At 68.2% G+C, this 17,833-nt stretch carries 14 protein-coding genes and 3 pseudogenes; 10 read left to right on the top strand and 7 right to left on the bottom strand.

From position 1 onward, the window contains the following. Positions 1-95 precede the first annotated feature (95 nt). From ACFQE0_RS09950 to ACFQE0_RS09940, 3 genes are all read left to right on the top strand, one after another. Positions 96-1,196: a COX15/CtaA family protein gene (locus ACFQE0_RS09950; protein WP_378969248.1), complete on the top strand. Its 1,101-nt coding sequence runs from the start codon at positions 96-98 to the stop codon at positions 1,194-1,196. A 154-nt stretch (positions 1,197-1,350) separates the two neighbouring features. Beyond that, on the top strand, positions 1,351-2,034 hold the full coding sequence (gene trhA / locus ACFQE0_RS09945; RefSeq protein WP_378969246.1) for a PAQR family membrane homeostasis protein TrhA: 684 nt from the start codon (positions 1,351-1,353) through the stop codon (positions 2,032-2,034). Positions 2,035-2,146: 112 nt separating this feature from the next. Continuing rightward, entirely contained in the window at positions 2,147-3,655 is a 1,509-nt protein-coding gene (locus tag ACFQE0_RS09940) for an undecaprenyl-phosphate glucose phosphotransferase (protein WP_378969244.1), read from the top strand. 85 nt (positions 3,656-3,740) lie between these two features. On the opposite strand, the pseudogene ACFQE0_RS09935 reads toward ACFQE0_RS09940, so the two are convergent. Further along, positions 3,741-4,978: pseudogene (locus ACFQE0_RS09935) on the bottom strand (penicillin-binding protein activator). Between the two features lie 138 nt (positions 4,979-5,116). Here ACFQE0_RS09935 and rsmI point away from each other — a divergent pair. Both rsmI and ACFQE0_RS09925 read left to right on the top strand, forming a co-directional pair. Then, positions 5,117-6,052 (top strand): 16S rRNA (cytidine(1402)-2'-O)-methyltransferase, encoded by a 936-nt coding sequence (gene rsmI / locus ACFQE0_RS09930; protein ID WP_378969242.1) that lies wholly within the window; start codon positions 5,117-5,119, stop codon positions 6,050-6,052. Next, positions 6,049-6,432: a YraN family protein gene (locus ACFQE0_RS09925; protein WP_378969240.1), complete on the top strand. Its 384-nt coding sequence runs from the start codon at positions 6,049-6,051 to the stop codon at positions 6,430-6,432. Before rsmI ends, ACFQE0_RS09925 begins: the two co-directional genes overlap by 4 nt. 49 nt (positions 6,433-6,481) lie before the next feature. On the opposite strand, the gene ACFQE0_RS09920 is transcribed toward ACFQE0_RS09925, so the two are convergent. The 3 genes and pseudogenes from ACFQE0_RS09920 to ACFQE0_RS09910 form a co-directional block, all read right to left on the bottom strand. Continuing rightward, on the bottom strand, positions 6,482-6,871 hold the full coding sequence (locus ACFQE0_RS09920) for a response regulator (RefSeq protein ID WP_378969238.1): 390 nt from the start codon (positions 6,869-6,871) through the stop codon (positions 6,482-6,484). 289 nt (positions 6,872-7,160) lie between these two features. Beyond that, positions 7,161-8,281: pseudogene (locus ACFQE0_RS09915) on the bottom strand (L,D-transpeptidase family protein). Positions 8,282-8,362: 81 nt separating this feature from the next. Further along, entirely contained in the window at positions 8,363-9,208 is an 846-nt protein-coding gene (locus ACFQE0_RS09910; protein WP_378969236.1) for an extensin family protein, read from the bottom strand. 161 nt (positions 9,209-9,369) lie between these two features. Here ACFQE0_RS09910 and ACFQE0_RS09905 point away from each other — a divergent pair. Together ACFQE0_RS09905 and ACFQE0_RS09900 are read left to right on the top strand one after the other, a co-directional pair. Continuing rightward, a pseudogene (locus tag ACFQE0_RS09905) lies at positions 9,370-11,444 on the top strand (M3 family metallopeptidase). An 86-nt stretch (positions 11,445-11,530) separates the two neighbouring features. Next, on the top strand, positions 11,531-12,394 hold the full coding sequence (locus ACFQE0_RS09900) for a hypothetical protein (protein ID WP_378969234.1): 864 nt from the start codon (positions 11,531-11,533) through the stop codon (positions 12,392-12,394). A 10-nt stretch (positions 12,395-12,404) separates the two neighbouring features. On the opposite strand, the gene ACFQE0_RS09895 is transcribed toward ACFQE0_RS09900, so the two are convergent. Then, positions 12,405-12,623 (bottom strand): hypothetical protein, encoded by a 219-nt coding sequence (locus ACFQE0_RS09895; RefSeq protein WP_378969232.1) that lies wholly within the window; start codon positions 12,621-12,623, stop codon positions 12,405-12,407. A 205-nt stretch (positions 12,624-12,828) separates the two neighbouring features. Then, on the bottom strand, positions 12,829-13,230 hold the full coding sequence (locus ACFQE0_RS09890; protein ID WP_378969230.1) for a DUF2267 domain-containing protein: 402 nt from the start codon (positions 13,228-13,230) through the stop codon (positions 12,829-12,831). Positions 13,231-13,482: 252 nt separating this feature from the next. Between ACFQE0_RS09890 and ACFQE0_RS09885 the strand changes: the two genes are divergently transcribed. Beyond that, positions 13,483-14,343, top strand: a complete 861-nt coding sequence (locus ACFQE0_RS09885) for a transglutaminase-like domain-containing protein (protein ID WP_378975408.1) — start codon at positions 13,483-13,485, stop codon at positions 14,341-14,343. Here the strand turns inward: ACFQE0_RS09885 and ACFQE0_RS09880 are convergent. Then, a complete protein-coding gene (locus ACFQE0_RS09880; RefSeq protein ID WP_378969228.1) occupies positions 14,325-14,531 on the bottom strand; it encodes a hypothetical protein in 207 nt (68 codons plus the stop codon). The genes ACFQE0_RS09885 and ACFQE0_RS09880 overlap by 19 nt on opposite strands. A 627-nt stretch (positions 14,532-15,158) precedes the next feature. On the opposite strand from ACFQE0_RS09880, the gene ilvD reads away from it, so the two are divergent. Further along, positions 15,159-16,889: a dihydroxy-acid dehydratase gene (gene ilvD, locus ACFQE0_RS09875; RefSeq protein WP_378975406.1), complete on the top strand. Its 1,731-nt coding sequence runs from the start codon at positions 15,159-15,161 to the stop codon at positions 16,887-16,889. Then, positions 16,876-17,757 carry a tetratricopeptide repeat protein gene (locus tag ACFQE0_RS09870; protein WP_378969226.1) on the top strand — a complete coding sequence of 294 codons (882 nt, stop codon included), beginning with the start codon at positions 16,876-16,878 and terminating at the stop codon, positions 17,755-17,757. Before ilvD ends, ACFQE0_RS09870 begins: the two co-directional genes overlap by 14 nt. Positions 17,758-17,833: the final 76 nt, after the last annotated feature.

Here is a 17,833-nt window from a genome sequence, read left to right as displayed (position 1 = left end):
GGCGCGTTGCCGCGCATCGGGCTGCGTCGCCCTGCACGTTGCCCCTGCCCGGCCGATCCCTTAACCCCGGCCCGTCGGGCGGCGCGGAGGGATGGATGAGCGCAATTCCGGATCGGACATCGGGCGCGGTTCGCCTCTGGCTGGCCGTGGTCGCGGCCCTGGTGATCGCCATGGTCGCGGTCGGCGGTGCGACGCGGCTGACCGGATCGGGCCTGTCCATCACCGAGTGGCGGCCAGTGACCGGTGCCATCCCGCCCCTGTCGGACGCCGACTGGGCGGCCGAATTCGCGAAATACCGCGATACGCCACAATACAACATCCTCAACCAGGGCATGGGCCTCTCGGCCTTCAAGGTGCTCTACGGCTGGGAATGGGGCCACCGCTTCCTCGGCCGCCTGCTCGGCCTCGTCTTCTTCCTGCCGCTCATCGTCTTCTGGTGGAAGGGCATGATCCGCCGCCGCCTCGGCTGGGGCTTGCTGGGGTTGGGTCTGCTCGGCGGCCTCCAGGGCGCCATCGGCTGGATCATGGTCGCCTCCGGCCTCCAGCCGGGCATGACTGCCGTCGCCCCGCTGAAGCTCGCGCTCCACCTCACCACGGCGAGCCTCATCCTCGCATTGCTCGTCTGGCTCGCGGCAGGCGAGCGCCCGTCCGTCCTGGCGCCCGCCCCTTCACGCTTGCGCATCACCGCCCTGATCCTGCCGCCGCTGGTGCTGGCCCAGATCTTCCTGGGCGGCCTGGTCGCGGGCTCCCATGCCGGGCTCGTCTACAACACGTGGCCCGACATGGACGGCGTGATGATCCCCGCCGCAGAGCACCTGTTCGCGGTGACGCCGTGGATCGAGAACTTCGTCGACAACCATCTCCTCGTGCAGTTCGACCACCGGGTCGTCGCCTACCTGCTCCTCACGCTCGCGCTGCTGCACGCCGCCGACGCCGTGAGCTCGGCGCGGGGCACCGGAACCGCGCGACGCGCTCTGGCGGTCGCTGGGCTCGTCCTTTCACAGGCCGGTCTCGGTATCGCGACGCTGCTGCTCGCCGTCCCGCTCTGGGCGGCGCTGGCACATCAAGTGCTAGCAATGATCGTCCTCACCGCCGCGACCCTCCATGCGCGGCTGAGCCAGGGTATCGGGAGCGGCGCGGCAACGCGCGCGGCGCCGTCGCAGAGTTATGCCGGGCTCGCAACACGCGGGGCCTGAACAAGCTTTTCGCCCTGCGACAATTCTCCCGCAGAGCACAAAATACTGCTTATCCACGATAAACCCAGTTCCACCGCTATTTGCGCAGTCTTACGGTGGAACAGGTTTATCGGTTCAGGATTACACTCCTGCGCGTTGTGCAGGAGGCTCCGCGATGTCTCTGGCCGAGGACGGACGTCCACTTTCCTTGACGTGGAATTACACGCCCCGCGAAATACTGGCCGATGGCATCGTCCACGGCTTGGGGGTCACCCTCGGCGTGACAGGCGCCGCGGCTCTGATGCTGACGGCACTGAGCGCGCATCTCGCCCTCGGGGCACAGGCTGCCCTCGCGATCTATGCCTGCGCCCTCGTGCTGATGCTCGGCGTCTCGGCCACCTACAATTTGTATCCGGTCGGTCCGCGGAAATGGCTGCTGCGTCGTGCCGACCATGCGCTCATCTACCTGATGATCGCGGGCACCTACACGCCCCTGGTGATCCTCGTCGGCTCCGGCCCTGTCGCCTACGTTCTGCTGGCGGTGATCTGGATCGTTGCGCTGATCGGCATCGCCGTGAAGCTGTTCCTGCCGGGCCGGTTCGACCGCCTGTCGATCGGTCTCTATCTCATCCTCGGCTGGAGCGGCCTCTTCGCCTATGAATCGGTGATCGCGGCGCTCCAGCCGACGGCCTTCTGCCTGCTCGCGATCGGCGGCCTGCTCTACTCCATCGGCGTGGTGTTTCACGTCTGGCGGACGCTGCCCTTCCAGAACGCGATCTGGCACGGCTTCGTGCTCGTGGCGACGGCCTGCCATTACGGCACCATCTGGTGGAGCCTGCAGGGCCTGCCGGTCACCTGAGCCTTTCGTTATCCACCGCGAAAGATACAACCAAAGGCTTTAAGCATTCCGAGAAACAACCGTGCGAGTCTCGGGCGACACGATCAGTCACCCAGGGCTGGAACACGGCGCGATGAGTGCTTTCGACGTCCGCGACATCATGAATGCGGTGGGCCCCTCCTCGGCCTATGCCGAGGCGGCCATGCCGGCGGTGCAGAGACCGGCGGCACGACCGCGGGCAATGTCGCCTCTGGTCCTGTGCGGAACGGTCCGCATCCTCGAAGGCGCCGCCCTTCTCGGCTTCGGCGTCCTTCTCTACGCGGTAATGCTTCACGGCCGCATCGCGTCGGTGGCGACCTATGCCGCCGCGATCTGCCTCGTGCCCGCCGTGACTATCGCCCTCGCCCAGGCGGCGGGGGCCTATCGGCTCCCCGCGTTGCGCCAGTTCGTGCGGACCTCGATCCGCCTGACGGCGGCCTGGACCACGACCTTCCTCGTTCTGGCCGCCCTGCTGGTCCTGGCCAAACTCGCGGACCAGACCTCGCGCCTGTGGCTTGCGACCTACTATGCCGGGGGCCTCGCTCTGCTGCTCGGCGGCCGGATCGCCGTGTCGCGCTATGTCGAGACCCAGGCCCGCGCCGGGCGCTTCGACCGTCGCGCGGCCATCGTCGGCGGCGGCGATGCGGGCGAGGAGTTGATCAAGGCGCTTTCCGCCCAGCCGGAATCGGGTATCAGCATCGTCGGCGTGTTCGATGATCGCAACGACGACCGCTCGACTGACACGGTGGCGGGCGTGCCCAAGCTCGGCAACGTTGATCAACTGGTCAATTACGCCCGTAACCACCATCTCGACCTGATCGTGTTCACGATCCCGATCTCGGCCGAGGGACGCATTCTCCAGATGCTCGCCAAGCTCTGGGTGCTGCCGATCGACATTCGCCTCTCGGCCCATGCGACCAAGCTGCGTCTGCGGCCCCGGAGCTATTCCTATCTCGGCTCGGTGCCGGTGCTCGACGTGTTCGATAAGCCGATCGCCGATTGGGACGTGGTGGTGAAGGCGGCCTTCGACCGCATCGTCGCCTTCCTCGCGCTGGTGGCGCTGTCCCCCGTGATGCTGGCCATCGCCCTGACGGTGAAGCTCACCTCGCGCGGGCCGATCCTGTTCAAGCAGAAGCGCCTCGGCTTCAACAACGAGGTGATCGAGGTCTACAAGTTCCGCTCGATGTACACCGACCTGTGCGATGTCGCCGGGCAGCGCACCGTGTCGCGCGGCGACCCCCGCGTGACGCCGTTCGGCCGTCTCATCCGCAAATCGTCGATGGACGAACTGCCCCAGCTTCTCAACGTGCTGAAGGGCGACCTCTCCCTCGTCGGCCCGCGCCCGCATGTGCTCCACGCCAAGACGGCCGACACGCTCTATGATCAGGTGGTGGACGGCTACTTCGCCCGGCACCGGGTGAAGCCGGGCATGACCGGCTGGGCGCAGATCAACGGCTGGCGCGGCCAGACCGACACGGAGGAGAAGCTCCAGCGCCGCGTCGAGCACGATCTCTATTACATCGAGAACTGGTCCGTTTTGTTCGACATCCAGATCCTCGCGATGACACCCTTCGCCCTGCTGAAGGCCGAGAACGCGTTCTAGGGCATTTTCCGCCGAAGCGGACGCCGGTTCGGCGGAAGAAAATGCGCCAATAACAATGGCCTAGAACGCTTTCCGACGAGGCGGCCTATTGAGGCGCCGCCGCGAGGCCCGGCTTACCGAGAACCCTCGGAGCCGGGCTCACCACGCTCACGGCGTTGTTGCGGATCTCGTAGACGGCGAGCGCCCGGTCGCTGGTGCCCTCGGCGCCGAACCGGAACGTGCCGTCGATGCCCGCAAAGCCGGACGGGTTGGTCAGGGTCGGCTCGGCGAAGCGCTGCGCGCCGAATTGCCGGGCGAGCGTCGCCGAGAGCATCACCGCATCGTAGGCGAGCGAGGCGACGCGCGGCGGGATGGCGCCGAACCGCGCCTGATATCGCGCGCTGAAATTCGAGAAGCCGCTCCGGTCCGGTGCCGCGAAGCGCCCGCCCTGCAGCGCCGGAAGGGCGAACAGCGACGGCTCGTTCCAGGGCGCGGTGCCGACCGGCCTGACCCGCTCGGGCGAGAACTTCGCCGCGCTCAAAGCCGTCGCCACGGTGGTCAGCCCTTCGGACGTCTCCGGAATGAACAGCACGTCGGCCGTGGCACGGGGTCCGGTGATGACGCCTGCTAAGCGCTTGACAGCCGCGTCGGGCGCGCCGGCAGGGTAACGCTCGACCGCCGCGATGCGCGCACCCCGGTTCGCCACCGCCTCGCGGAACTGCGCCTCGACCGCGTTGCCGTAGGCGGTTTCCGGAATGAGCGCGGCGAAGGAGCGGCGGCCGGAGGCGATCTCCTCCTCGACGATCCGCGCGACCTCGGGCTGCGGCAGGAAGCTCAGGAGATAGACCCCGCGCGAGGCGACGCCGACATCCGTCGAGAAGGCGATGATCGGCTTGCCCGCCGCGCGGGCCGCCACCGAGGCAGAGCGGACATTGGCTGCGAAGAGCGGACCGAGCACGAGGTCCGCCCCCGCCTTCAGGCTGCGCTCGGTGGCCTCCGCCGCCCCGGCCGGGGTGCCGCGGTCATCCTCGACGAGGATCGTGAGGTCGGGCTGCTGCCCCTCATCGAAGGCGAGTTGGGCGGCGTTGCGCAGGGCCGCGCCGATCGACGCCCCCTGCCCCGTCAGCGGGACGACCAGAGCGACCTTCACGCTGCCCTGGCCGATGCGCTCGGCCGCTGCGGCAGGCAGGCCCCCGGATCGGCGGCCGGTTCGGCGGGAGCAGCTACGACGGGCGGCGGCCGGTTGCGGGCCGTGCGCTCGCTGGCGACACAGCCGGCCAGGGCCGTGGCGCCGATGAGCACGACCGGGAGAACGACACCCCGCGCGCGCGTCGTCTGCGCCATCGGAGATCCTTCCTGCAACGATTCCGGGGGAAGCCTGTCGGTCCTGCAACGGCTTGTAAATGCCGGTTGCCCCTCTTCCCCCATTCTCCACCTCCCCGGCGGCGACGTCGGGGCCTCCCTGTGGCAATCTCGTCAGCGATGAACCGTCGAATCGATCCCGCGCGGCCGGCTTCGGCCCGCAGCGCCACTTTCACCGCCTTCGGCCTCGCGAGCGAGGCGGAGCCCCTCTCCCCCGGATTGCATGTGGTGGCCACGCCCATCGGCAACCTGCGCGACGTGACCATCCGCGCCCTGGCGACGCTGGCCGCCGCCGATGCGGTGCTGGCCGAGGATACCCGTGTCACCCGCACGCTCCTCGCCCATTACGGGATCACCACGCCGCTCGTCGCCTACCACGAGCACTCGACCGATGCCGTGCGCGAGCGGATGGTGGCGCGCCTCAAGGCGGGGGAAGCCCTGGCCCTCGTGTCGGATGCGGGCACGCCCCTCGTCTCGGACCCCGGCTACAAGCTGGTGCAGGCGGCGATCGAGGCGGGGATCACCATCGTGCCGGTGCCCGGCCCCTCGGCGGTGACCACCGCCCTCGTTGCGGCCGGCCTGCCCACGGACCGTTTCTTCTTCGAGGGTTTCCTGCCGCAGAAGGCGGGCGCCCGGCGCAATCGGCTCGAGGCGCTGGTGCAGATGCCGGGCACGCTGGTCCTGTTCGAATCTCCGCACCGGCTCATCGAGATGTTGGCCGATGCCGCCGCGGTTCTCGGCGCCGATCGGGCCGCCGCCGTGACCCGCGAACTCACGAAGCTCTACGAGACCGTGCGGCGCGACAGCCTGGGCAGCCTCGCAGAACGCTTCGCCACGGAGGGACCGCCCAAGGGCGAGATCGTGGTGGTGATCGGCCCGGCCTCGGCGCAGGCGGCGGGACCGGAAGACGATGCCGCCCTCGATGCCGCCCTGCGCACCGCCCTTGCCCGGCATTCGATCAAGGATGCGGCGACCCTCGTAGCGGAGGAGACCGGCCAGCCGCGCCGACAGGTCTATGCCCGCGCGCTGGCGCTGTCGCGCGAGGAAGAGGCGTGAGGGCGGCAGCCCCGAGTCCGGAACGGCAGGCCGCCCACCGGCGGGGCCACCGAGCTGAATGGCTGGCGCTGCTGGCCTTGATGCTGCGCGGCTACTGGCCGCTGGCTCGTCGGGTCTCGCTCGCGGGCGGGGAGATCGATCTGATCGTCCGCCGGGGCGGCACGCTGGTCTTCGTGGAGGTGAAGGCGCGGGCGCGGCTGGACGATGCCCGCGAGGCGATCGGCGCGGCCAAGCGGCGGCGCTTCTCGAAGGCCGTGCGGGCCTGGGTGGCCCGCCATCCCTGCGCGGGGGAGCTGACCCTGAGGGCGGATGCGGTCTTCGTCGGACGTGGGCTGTGGCCGGAGCATTGCCCGGCCGCCTTCACCATCGAGGGCCTTTGACGAGCGGCTACCTCAAGTAGCGCCCTGCACCTTCCATACCGGAAGCGCCTCAGCCTTTGACGCTGCGCATGGCCCCGATGAGGGTGCGCTTGAGATCCGCCTGACTGAACGGCTTCTGGACCACCGGCCGGTCGCGGAAGGGCTCGCGGATGCCCGCACCACCGTAACCGGTGGAGAAGACCAATGGCCGGTCACGCGCGACGATGGCCTCGGCCACCGGATAGATCGGCTCGCCCGCCACGTTCACGTCGAGGATGGCGACGTCGAACGTCTCCTGCGCCGCCATTTCGAGGGCCGTCGACAGGCGCGCGGCAGGTCCCACGACCGTGCAGCCGAAGTCGAGCAGCATGTCCTCGAGCAGCATCGAGATCGCGGCTTCGTCCTCGACTACGAGAACACGGACGCCGTTGAGCAGTTCGTCGTTGAGGTCAGCACTCACGCCGGGCCGTCTTCCCTTCGCCGACCCCGACGGGGCCGCTTCCGTGCGATAACGTCGGTCCCCGGTGCGCGACTTGCCGTGGCACACCTTGCAGAACCAATGGGTGGGTCGCCCGTCCGGGCTGACGTGTCAAGCGACAGCACGCCACGCCCGGGCTCAGCCCTCCACCCTATGTTAAGCTCCGATACATTTTCGGCAAGATGCGTCTTGAATGCAACTTACAGGAAGGGCTCGCGAAATCCCGCGACGGGCTTTCTCGATGGCACCTCTGGTATAAGCGTACCACGCATTAGTTGTCGGTGAACGCAACCTTGGCGCCCCGAGCGACATGCTTCGCCAGATCACGTGCGGACCAGTTGGTCAGCCGGATGCAGCCATGCGACTCCGTCTTGCTCACCCGCTCGGGCTCGGGCGTGCCGTGGATGCCGTAGCTTGGGATGGCGAGGTCGATCCAGACGAGGCCAACGGGATTGTTCGGGCCGGGGCGAATGGAGAAGGCGCGCTTCGTCTTCACGCCCTTGAACGCGTATTTCGGGTTGTAGGTGTAGACCGGATCGAAGGCGACGCCCTTCACCGTGGTCTCGCCGCTCGGCGCGGGCTTCTCGCTGCTGCCGATGGATGCGGGATAATAGGCGATAAGCGCCCCGTCCGCCCCGAAGGCGCGGACGTCGCGGTTCGTCTTGTCGACGGCGATGCGCTCGACCTTCGGATCCTGCGGCAGGTCCTTGGCCTTCGGCTTGTCCGTGCCCATGGGCTCGACCCCCGTGACGAGGATCGTCGTGCCAGGCTTGTCGAACGCCTTGCCGGGGTTGAGGGCAATGAGGAGGTCGCGGCTCATGTGGAAGCGCTCGGCCAGCATCTCGCGGGCATTGGTGTAGCTCATCGCGTCGAGTTCGGCCTGTTCCTCCATCTTCGATGGAATGCGCCGCTCGAACGGGCCCTTCGCGTCGTCCTCGGTGATCGTATAGCTTTTGACGGCGGGGGTTGAATCACCGGCTTGCAGCGCGTCCCAGATCTCCTTGGTGAGGTGGTCGGCAGCCGGAAGCTTCCGCTCCGCGGCGAAAGCCGCGATGGCCCGGTGGTAATTGTCGCCCTCCCGTCCATCGATGGCGCCGGGCGAGAAGCGCGCACGGTCGAGGAGCACCTGCGCCCGCACGGTGATGGGCTCGATCGGGGCTCGGCCGCCTTGGCCCGCTTGCCCGTCTTACCTTTCTTGTCTTCGTCCTTGGTCTCGGCCGGTTTCGCGCCCTCGATGAAGGTCGCGGCATTGACGGCGTCTTCGGTCAAAACCGATGCCGCCTTGTCCTTACCTGGCTCCCGGCCCGGTTCCTTGCCCGGCGCGGCGGCGACCAATCCCGGCAAGGTTAAGCCCGCCAGGAGGACGGGCATCGTCAGCCAGGCACGCGTCATCGTCGGTCGCTCCCGGAGCGGAGGGCTCCGACGCCCTCAAGCGCTGGAGGCTCGCGCCCGTTCCGAGCCGATCTGTCGCACCTATTCGCAGAGGCGATGACCGGCTGTCCGCTCGCGCTCATCGAAGTGAAAATGGTTGGCGTGGGTGGCGCTGGATCCAGGTCCGAGGACGGTGCGAAAGACGGTGCAGGCCTTGGCCCGCGTCACCTTCAGGAACCCCGCCTCGGCGGGATCACTGACAGCCTCCCGTACGACAATAGGAGGGCGCCCGGTGAAGGTGAAGCTCATCACGTCAATCGCATCAGCGAAGGCGTGCTCGCTGAGCTTGGCATCGACATCGTGGTTCTGACCCCGGCAGACATAGGTGCCGCCGAGATCCAGGGCGGCCAGCGGTTTGCCGAAGCTTCGCTGCGCCTCGACCTGCACCTCGCTCGCCCAGCGTGCCAGACCCTCGGCTGCGCGGCAGGTCAGCGTCGCGGCGGGCCGCAGGGCGATGCCGTCGGCGAGCGCTGTGACCTTCAAGGGCAGCGGCGCGGTGCATTGGCCCTCGGCGATGGCGGGCAGCGGTTCGAAGCTCGCGCCGAGCCGCTTGAGGCGGACGCGGCACGCTTCGTCGTCGGGAGCTGCGACCTTCAGGGTGAGCGCGGCCTCGCCGGACAGGTCGGCCGGACGGCTCGGCGGAACCGGAGGTGGGATTGGCAGAGCGGGTGTCTCCGGTGCGCTGACATTGGCCGGGGGCGCGGGCGTCAATTCGGGCGGGCGCGGCGGCGGGACCGGGGCGGGCTCCGCCGGGGGCGGCGGCGTCAGTTCGGCCGGGCGCTCGGGCGGGCTCGGCACCACCTCGGGAGCGAGCGGCGCAGCCTGCACGGAGCCGAGCATGAGCCAGAGGGCGCAGCCTCCGGCCGCGCTCGCTAGATGCCTCGTCATAGCCCCTCTGTGCTTCCCCACCTGAGCCATAACGGCCGAGGCGGCGTTCGGATCGCCCGGCACGGTTGCCGCAGGCACCGGAACGGACCAGAACAGGGGCGACGGGCGACGGGCCCGAGATCGTTTCAAGACGGGGCGGGGCGCCCCGACCGAGGATGCGAATGCCGGACACTCTCGCCGCCGGGCTCGACAGCCTTCCGCAGGACAACCCCTTCGCTCCGGCGCAATGGGGCACGCCCTACGAGTTGCCGCCCTTCGAGCAGATCCGGCCGGAGCACTACCTGCCTGCCTTCGAGGCCGCCCTGGCCCAGCACGAGGGGGAAATCGCAGCCATCGCGGCCGATCCCTCCCCCCGAGCTTCACCAATACCGTGGCCGCGATGGAACGGGCGGGCCAGGCGCTCGATCGCGTAGCGGGCGTCTTCTACAACCTCACCGGTAGCCATACGAACGCCGAGCTTCAGGCGATCGAGCGGCAGGTCGGCCCCAGGCTCGCCCGGCACGGCAGCGCCATCTACCTGAACCCGCAGCTCTGGGCGCGCATCTCGGCCGTCGAGGCCGAGGTCGAGGGGCTTGGGCCGGAGGAACGGCGAGTGCTGGAGCGCTACCGCATCCGGTTCCGCCGGGCGGGCGCTGAACTCGCCCCCGAGGCGAAGGAGCGGATGGCGGCCATCGCGGAGCGCCTGTCCGAACTCGCGACCCAGTTCAGCCAGAACCTGCTGGCGGACGAGAGCGGCTTCACCCTTCCGTTGGAGAGCGAGGACGACCTCGCCGGGCTTCCGTCCTTCCTCCGCGCCGCCGCCGCGAGCGCAGCCAAGGAGCGGGGTCTCGACGGCCACGTCATCACGCTCTCGCGCTCGTTGATCGAGCCGTTCCTCGTCTTCTCCACACGCCGCGACCTGCGGGAGAAGGCCTACGAGGCCTGGATCCACCGGGGCGAATCAGGCGGACCGACCGACAACCGCGCCCTCATGGCCGAGATCGTGAAGCTCAGGGCCGAGCGGGCCAGACTGCTCGGCTACGAGAGCTTCGCGCATTTCAAGCTCGCGGACACGATGGCGGCGAGCCCCGACGCGGCGATGGAATTGCTGCGCGACGTGTGGACCCCGGCCCGCACCCGCGCCATCGAGGAGCGCGACCGGCTGCAAGCCATCGTGCAGCAGGAGGGGCACAACTTCGCCCTGCGGGCCCATGATTGGCGCCACTATGCCGAGAAGCTGCGCCGGGCCGAGCACGATCTCGATGAGGGTGAGATCAAGGCCTACCTGCCGCTGGAGCGGATGATCGAGGCCTCCTTCGACACCGCCACGCGCCTGTTCGGCCTGACCTTCGAAGAGTTGCACGAGGTGCCGCGCTACCACCCGGATGTCCGGGTGTGGCGGGTGAACGATGCGGACGGCCGCGAGGTCGGATTGTTCCTGGGCGATTACTTCGCCCGCGCCTCGAAGCGCTCCGGGGCCTGGATGAGCGCCTTCCGCTCGCAGGAGAAGCTGAGCGGGATCGTGACGCCGATCATCGTCAACGTGATGAATTTCGCCAAGGCCCCGGAGGGCCAGCCGACACTTCTTTCCTTCGACGACGCGCGCACCCTGTTCCACGAATTCGGACACGGCCTGCACGGCCTTCTCTCGGACGTGACCTATCCGCTGCTTGCGGGCACCTCCGTCTCGGGGGACTTCGTGGAACTGCCGTCGCAGCTCTACGAGCATTGGCTCGAACAGCCGGAGATCCTGCGCGCCCATGCGCGCCACCACGAGACCGGCGCGCCGATGCCGGAGGATCTGTTGGCCAAACTACTCGCCGCGCGGGCGTTCAACCAGGGTTTTGCCACGGTGGAATACACCGCCTCGGCGCTGGTCGACATGACGATGCACCTCTCCGCCGAGGGCGAGGCCGGGCTCGACGTGCCCGCCTTCGAGGCGGATGCCCTGCGGCGGATCGCGATTCCCGCCGAGATCGGCATGCGCCACCGCTCCCCGCACTTCGCGCACATCTTCGGTGGCGAGAGCTATGCGGCCGGCTACTACAGCTACCTCTGGTCGGAGGTGCTGGATGCGGACGCATTCGACGCGTTCCGCGAAGCGGGGAACATCTTCGATCCCGAGACGGCCAAACGCCTGCGCACCTACGTGTACGGGGCGGGCAACCTCAGGGACCCGCGCGAGGCTTACACCGCCTTCCGTGGGCGGATGCCGAGCATCGCGCCGCTGCTTAAGAAGCGGGGGCTGGCGGCTTGAGCCGCCTCTCCCAGCGGTAAGGATTTCGTAAAGAAACGTCCTTAACGACTGCTTACAGCACAGCCTGGAAGCGGGAGCGACGGACGATGACTGAAGCGAAGCCGACGACATCGACCGACGCGAAGCCGAAGATTGAAGTGGTCGAGAGGGCCCCGAAGAAGGGCCTCAAGGTCGAGATCATCACCGAGAAGCCGCCGTTCTTCTCGGCCCCGCGCCGGTTCGCGCAGACGATGATGCGGGCCGAGGCCCGCCTCGTCGCCGTGGCGGGCGGCGCCCTGGCGCTCGGCGCGATGCTGGGCTTCGGCGCGGCCTCACGGGATCAGGGCTCGGCCACAGCCATTGCCTCCCTCGCCACCGCCATCGAATCCGGGCGCAGCGACACGGCCAAGCTCGCCGCCTCCCTCGCCAAGCTGGATCAGAATGTCGGCGAGCTTCGCACCGTCGCCGACAGCGCCCGCAAGGAGAACGGCGGTAAGAGCCTCAACGAGAAGATCGCGCAGCTCGACCGCAGCCTGACCGCCAAGCTCGCGAGCCTGAACGAGAAGATCGAGCAGGCCGAGAAGGAGCACGCCGCCCGGATCGCGACCCTCACCGCACGCCCCGCCGCGCGGCCTGAGCCGACGCAGACCGGCAGCCTCGCGGAGCCGCGCGAGACCAAGGCCGCCGAACCGAAGGTCGTGGAAGCGAAGCCGACCGAGAAGGTCGCCGAGATTAAGCAGCCGGAGCCGGCAAAGGCGGCCGCGCCCGCGAAATCGCCTGTGCTCGAGCAATATGCCGTGCGCGACGTGTTCGACGGCGCGGCGATCATCGAGAATCGCAGTCGGCGACTGTTTCAGGTGATGCCCGGCGATACGCTGCCGGGGGCGGGCCGTGTCGAGGCGATCGAGCGTAAGGGACGCCAGTGGGTCGTCGTCACCCGTCAGGGCCTCGTCACTCCTCAGGAGTGGTAGAAACCCAACTTCAGGTTGAGGGGACGGTCATCGGTGTGAGGTCGTCCCCCGTCATGGGGAAGCGAGGCTCGATGGCGAAGGGGTCAGCCATCATCGCATTCCGCTCGGCGCGCCGACGCCCCAGGCGAAGGGCGCGCGTGCGGGCGCCGCGCGTCGGATGAAGGATCGCTCCGAGCAGAGCTTGCCCCTCGAATTCCCGATCCAGGTTCTTGGCTTCGAAAACGGGCATGGCGGGCCTGCGGGACGTCGCGGCAAGCTTCTCTCCGGTGAGCTCGACCGCACGTGTGAACAACGGGGATAACGCGGAACGGTTCCGTTAAGCTTTCGCCGTGGAACGTTTTTTCATTCTCCGCGCAACCAGCCCTGGCCGCAGTGCGAAAATGCACAATCTCCGCGGCGCGTTAACTTTTGCGCCGCGAAAACAGTGATCGTAATCAGACGAACTGATTCAAACCAGGAATTGAGCCTACGATCGGGCCCATGACATCTTCGCCGGCTTTTTCACGACCGACGGCGAACAATTCCTGCCCGAGCGGCTGCATCTGGCCCATCGGCACACCTGCCGCCATCAACTTCTGGCCGAGCGCCATGACGCCGCCCCCGCCGCCCAGCATTCCGCCGAGCATACCCATCAATCCACCGCCGCCGCTGCTGCCTTCGCCCGCGTCGGACTGCGCCGCCAGTTCCGCGGAGCCGGGTAGAGCCGCCATGAGCTGGCCAACCTGAGGCTGCGGCCCCTCCTTCTGGAGGAAGGCGAGGATGTGGCCGATCGCGGTCTGCGCCGTCGCGGCATCGAGACCGGTCCGAGTACAGACGCGGGCAAGCAGTTCTTCCATGGGTCAGGAGTCTCGTTTGGAGGAAGTCCAATCTGTCCTTCCCCCGTGGCATCGGGGAAATCAAGCGCGATGGGGAGAGCCCGGAAAAGCGGCGCACGTTCCCCAGCGCGTTCCAGTGGCAGCGCGGGCCGAACGTTGCTCCGTTGCGCAAAAGCCTGTCACATCGGCGATTTTTCGGGCATGGGCCTGCGGAACTGCGGCCAGCCGCCGCGCTTTGCCGAGGCTGGAAGCCACACCGTTCGAGACCATCCGATGCGCTACACGCTGGGTTGCAGCCTCTCCTATAATATCCTCGCGGACACCACGTTCATCTTCAACCTGGAGGTCGCCAAGCTTCAGAGTGTCGAGATTCTGCGCGAGACGCTGACGCTGAGCCCCGATCTGAAGCGGGAGATCTACATCCACCCGGACACGCAGAACCGCTATCTGGGCGTCAACGTGCCGACCGGCCCCTTCTCGCTGGAATACGAGGCCGAGGTTGATCTGACGGTCCACCGGGGAGATCCGGCGCAGATCGGCGAGACGCCGGTCGCCAAATTGCCGATCGACATCCTGCCCTACCTGCTGCCGAGCCGCTTCGTGTCCTCGGACCGGCTGACGCCCTTCGCCCAGGCCGAGTTCAGCGCCCTGCCCCAGGGGCACCAGCGGGTGAACGCGATCTGCAACTGGATCCACGAGCACCTCGCCTATCAGCCGGGCTCCAGCGACGAGCAGACGACGGCGCACGAGACGCTGCTGAAGCGGGCGGGCGTGTGCCGCGACTTCGCGCATCTGGGTACCGCGTTCTGCCGGGCGCTCGGCATCCCGGCGCGCTTCGTCAGTTGCTATGCCCACGGCCTCGTGCCGAGCGACTTCCACGCGGTGTTCGAAGCCTATCTCGACGGGCGCTGGTGGCTGTTCGATGCCACGCGACAGGCCGACCCGGACGGCCTCGTACGGATCGGCGTCGGGCGTGATGCGGCCGAGATCGCCTTCTCAACGCCCTTCGGCAACATGCAACCGGTGAACCAGCAGATCCGCATCCAGCGGTCGGACGGACAGGGCAGCCCGATGCCGCGGACCGTCGACGCCATCTCCACCGAGGTCCCGGCCCCTCATGCCGGGGCGGCGTGAGCCCTACGACCCCGCGTTTTGGCGCGGGGTCTCGTGGCCCTCTTCGAGCAGGCCGAGGATCCGGCGAGGAAGTCGCGGGTCTTGACCTTCAGGGGATCGTCCACGGGGAGAGTGACGACGGAATCGAACAGGCTGCGCAGGCTCGCGGCGAGCTCCGCGGGATCGTCGGATTTATCCGTGTCTCGCATGACCAGCTCTCGCGGGGTCAGTGTCTGCGGTACGCCCCCGCAAATGGACCTCGACCATCCCCAGTCGGGGAGTTGGAAAACCGCACACGATCGGCTCCTACGACCTTTAGCACCGGAGCGCCTGGACATGCGTCGCAGGCTCCCCGACCGCATGGTCGAGAAGAACGGAGCACAAGCCAGCGGGCTCCAAGCCGTCGTGTGAGGGGCTTCCACACCCCAGGGCGACGCGTACCGCCCCGAGGCGATCTAAGCGACGTTTAACCAGCACCGTCAAGGGCTTGGGCGGCCTCCTCGCGAGCCCACCCGCCACATTCAACTCATGCTCGTTTCCGCGCGTCGGGAGAGACAACCCCAGGATGAGATCCGCCGCCAAAGCGTGGCTGTGGCGAGGTCGCAACACCGCAAAAGCATCCCGGTACCGCCCCCGATCCTGCGCGAGCGCGCCGCGATCCCGCCATAGTCCAAGCCCACTTCGGCACCTGCGGTAAACGGCAGTCTTGCCAAAGATTTACCTGACAGAAACGAAAGCCTCGGAGTGAGCGGGCAAAGTATCGGCACATCGCCGTGGGCGACGTGCCGCTCCGCGTCGCACCCTCCGACGGACGAAGCAGGATCGCGGTGCTGGTCATGGACGGGCGTGTGAACGACAAGTCGAAGCTTCCGAGCCGTCACGTCACCGAGGGGCCGGATCGCGCGCCCCACCGTTCGTATCTCTATGCCATGGGCCTCACCCGTGAGCAGATTCACCAGCCGCTCGTGGGCGTCGCCTCGTGCTGGAACGAGGCCGCTCCCTGCAACATCTCGCTGATGCGCCAGGCGCAGGCGGTGAAGAAGGGCGTCGCCGCCGCCAATGGCACGCCGCGCGAATTCTGCACCATCACCGTCACGGACGGCATCGCCATGGGCCATGGCGGCATGCGCGCCTCGCTCCCGTCGCGCGAGGTCATCGCCGACTCGGTCGAGCTGACCATGCGTGGCCATTCCTACGATGCGCTCGTCGGCCTCGCGGGCTGCGACAAGTCCCTGCCCGGCATGATGATGGCCATGGTGCGCCTCAACGTGCCGTCGATCTTCATCTATGGTGGCTCGATCCTGCCCGGTTCGTTCCGGGGCAAGCCGGTTACCGTGCAGGACCTGTTCGAGGCGGTCGGCAAGGTCGCCGTCGGCGACATGAGCCTGGAAGACCTCGATGAGCTGGAGCAGGTCGCCTGCCCCTCCGCCGGTGCCTGCGGCGCGCAGTTCACCGCCAACACGATGGCGACCGTCTCCGAAGCGATCGGCCTCGCCCTGCCCTACTCGGCGGGCGCCCCGGCCCCCTACGAGATCCGCGACAAGTTCTGCGCCACGGCGGGCGAGAAGGTCATGGAGCTTCTCGCCAAGGGTATTCGCCCGCGGGACATCGTGACCCGCAAGGCGCTGGAGAACGCCGCCGCCACCGTGGCGGCCTCCGGCGGCTCGACCAACGCGGCCCTGCACCTGCCGGCCATCGCCCATGAATGCGGCATCGAGTTCACCCTGTTCGACGTGGCCGAGATCTTCCGGCGCACGCCCTACATCGCGGACCTCAAGCCGGGTGGGCGCTACGTCGCGAAGGACATGTTCGAGGTCGGCGGCATTCCGCTGCTGATGAAGACCCTGCTCGACCACGGCTACCTGCACGGCGACTGCCTGACCGTCACCGGCCGGACCATCGCCGAGAACCTTGAGAAGGTGACCTGGAACCCCGATCAGGACGTGGTGCGCCCGGCCAACCAGCCGATCACCCCGACCGGCGGCGTCGTCGGCCTGAAGGGCAACCTCGCCCCCGAGGGCGCCATCGTGAAGGTGGCAGGCATGCCGCCGGAGGCCCAGGTCTTCGCCGGCCCGGCCCGCGTGTTCGACGGTGAGGAAGCCTGCTTCGCCGCCGTGCAGTCGCGCTCCTACAAGGAAGGCGATGTGCTGGTCATCCGCTACGAGGGCCCGCGCGGCGGTCCCGGCATGCGCGAGATGTTGTCCACCACGGCCGCCCTCTACGGCCAGGGCATGGGCTCGAAGGTCGCGCTCATCACCGACGGGCGGTTCTCCGGCGCCACGCGCGGCTTCTGCGTCGGCCATGTCGGGCCCGAGGCTGCCGTGGGCGGGCCGATCGGCCTGGTCAAGGACGGCGACATGATCACCCTCAACGCGATCGACGGCACGCTGTCGGTGGCGGTGAGCGACGAGGAATTGGCCGAGCGCCGCAAGGCGTGGGCGCCGCGCCCCAACGCCGCCACCTCCGGCTACCTCTGGAAGTACGCGCAGGGCGTCGGCCCGGCGGTGTACGGCGCCGTGACCCATCCGGGCGGGGCTCAGGAGACGGAGAGCTATGCTGACGTCTAGGGCTGCACGGAGCCGGTGTGGACCGGCCGGTGCGTCCGCGCGCCGGCGTCGCGTGATCGCCCTGGTGGCCCTGACCGGTGCCCTGCTCCTGCAGGGTCCGGCGGCTCAGGCGCTCGACGCTCTCGTGCGCACCCCCGTTCCGGCCGCCGAGAAGAGCTACCGCTCCGCGCGGGATGCCCTTCGGGCGGGCGTTCGGGAATACAATGCGGGCGACAAGGAAGGCGCCGCCCGCGCGCTCGAATACGCCGCCGGGCAGGGCCACGCCCTGGCCCTGTGGAAGCTTGGGCGGATGTATGCCGAGGGTGACGGCGTCCCCCACGACGACCTGAAGGCGTTCGAGTTCTTCTCGCGCATCGCCGATGCCAGCACGGATGACGGCGGCGATGCGCAGAACGCAGCGGTAACGGGCAGCGCCTTTACGGCGCTGGGCTCGTACTTCCTCGACGGGATCAAGGGCACCTATGTGCGCCCGAATCCCGAGCGCGCCTACGACATGTTCAATTACGCCGCGTCCTACTACGGGGACCCGAACGCGCAGTACAATCTCGCCCGGCTCTATCTCGACGGTAACGGCGTCGAGGCAGATCCGCGGCAGGCGGCACGGTGGTTCAACCTCGCCGCGGAGAAGGGGCACCATCCGGCCCAGGCGTTGCTCGGCGACATGCTCGTCAACGGCGCGGGCGGCCTGCCGCAGCAACGCGTGAAGGGCCTCGTCTGGCTCTCCCTCGCCCGCGACGGCGTGCAGAGCCGCAAGGATGAGTGGATCGTCGCCCTCTACGAGAAGAACTGGGCCGCCGCCTCCCCCGACGACCGGAACGAGGCGCAGACCCAGCTCCAGACCGTCGGGTCGATCAAGCGGAAGAACTGACGGGGAACCCGCTCCCCGTCATCGCGAGCGATAGCGAAGCGACCCGGGCAGGGGGACAGCGACGACGGTGGCGTAT

Origin of the sequence: Methylobacterium komagatae, from assembly GCF_042661665.1 — a bacterium.
Taxonomy (GTDB): Bacteria; Pseudomonadota; Alphaproteobacteria; order Rhizobiales; family Beijerinckiaceae; genus Methylobacterium; species Methylobacterium komagatae.
The sequence above is the reverse complement of the archived record's forward strand: the minus strand, read 5'-3'. Positions and strand labels throughout refer to the sequence as shown.

What these genes read in the sequence shown, in the direction of transcription:
- rsmI (WP_378969242.1), top strand. Translation starts at nt 5,117, where the DNA reads ATGAACCGTCGAATCGATCCCGCGCGGCCGGCTTCGGCCCGCAGCGCC.
- ACFQE0_RS09870 (WP_378969226.1), top strand. Translation starts at nt 16,876, where the DNA reads ATGCTGACGTCTAGGGCTGCACGGAGCCGGTGTGGACCGGCCGGTGCG.
- ACFQE0_RS09900 (WP_378969234.1), top strand. Translation starts at nt 11,531, where the DNA reads ATGACTGAAGCGAAGCCGACGACATCGACCGACGCGAAGCCGAAGATT.
- ilvD (WP_378975406.1), top strand. Translation starts at nt 15,159, where the DNA reads ATGGACGGGCGTGTGAACGACAAGTCGAAGCTTCCGAGCCGTCACGTC.
- ACFQE0_RS09950 (WP_378969248.1), top strand. Translation starts at nt 96, where the DNA reads ATGAGCGCAATTCCGGATCGGACATCGGGCGCGGTTCGCCTCTGGCTG.
- ACFQE0_RS09895 (WP_378969232.1), bottom strand. Translation starts at nt 12,623, where the DNA reads ATGCCCGTTTTCGAAGCCAAGAACCTGGATCGGGAATTCGAGGGGCAA.
- ACFQE0_RS09885 (WP_378975408.1), top strand. Translation starts at nt 13,483, where the DNA reads ATGCGCTACACGCTGGGTTGCAGCCTCTCCTATAATATCCTCGCGGAC.
- ACFQE0_RS09910 (WP_378969236.1), bottom strand. Translation starts at nt 9,208, where the DNA reads ATGACGAGGCATCTAGCGAGCGCGGCCGGAGGCTGCGCCCTCTGGCTC.
- ACFQE0_RS09880 (WP_378969228.1), bottom strand. Translation starts at nt 14,531, where the DNA reads ATGCGAGACACGGATAAATCCGACGATCCCGCGGAGCTCGCCGCGAGC.
- ACFQE0_RS09890 (WP_378969230.1), bottom strand. Translation starts at nt 13,230, where the DNA reads ATGGAAGAACTGCTTGCCCGCGTCTGTACTCGGACCGGTCTCGATGCC.
- trhA (WP_378969246.1), top strand. Translation starts at nt 1,351, where the DNA reads ATGTCTCTGGCCGAGGACGGACGTCCACTTTCCTTGACGTGGAATTAC.
- ACFQE0_RS09940 (WP_378969244.1), top strand. Translation starts at nt 2,147, where the DNA reads ATGAGTGCTTTCGACGTCCGCGACATCATGAATGCGGTGGGCCCCTCC.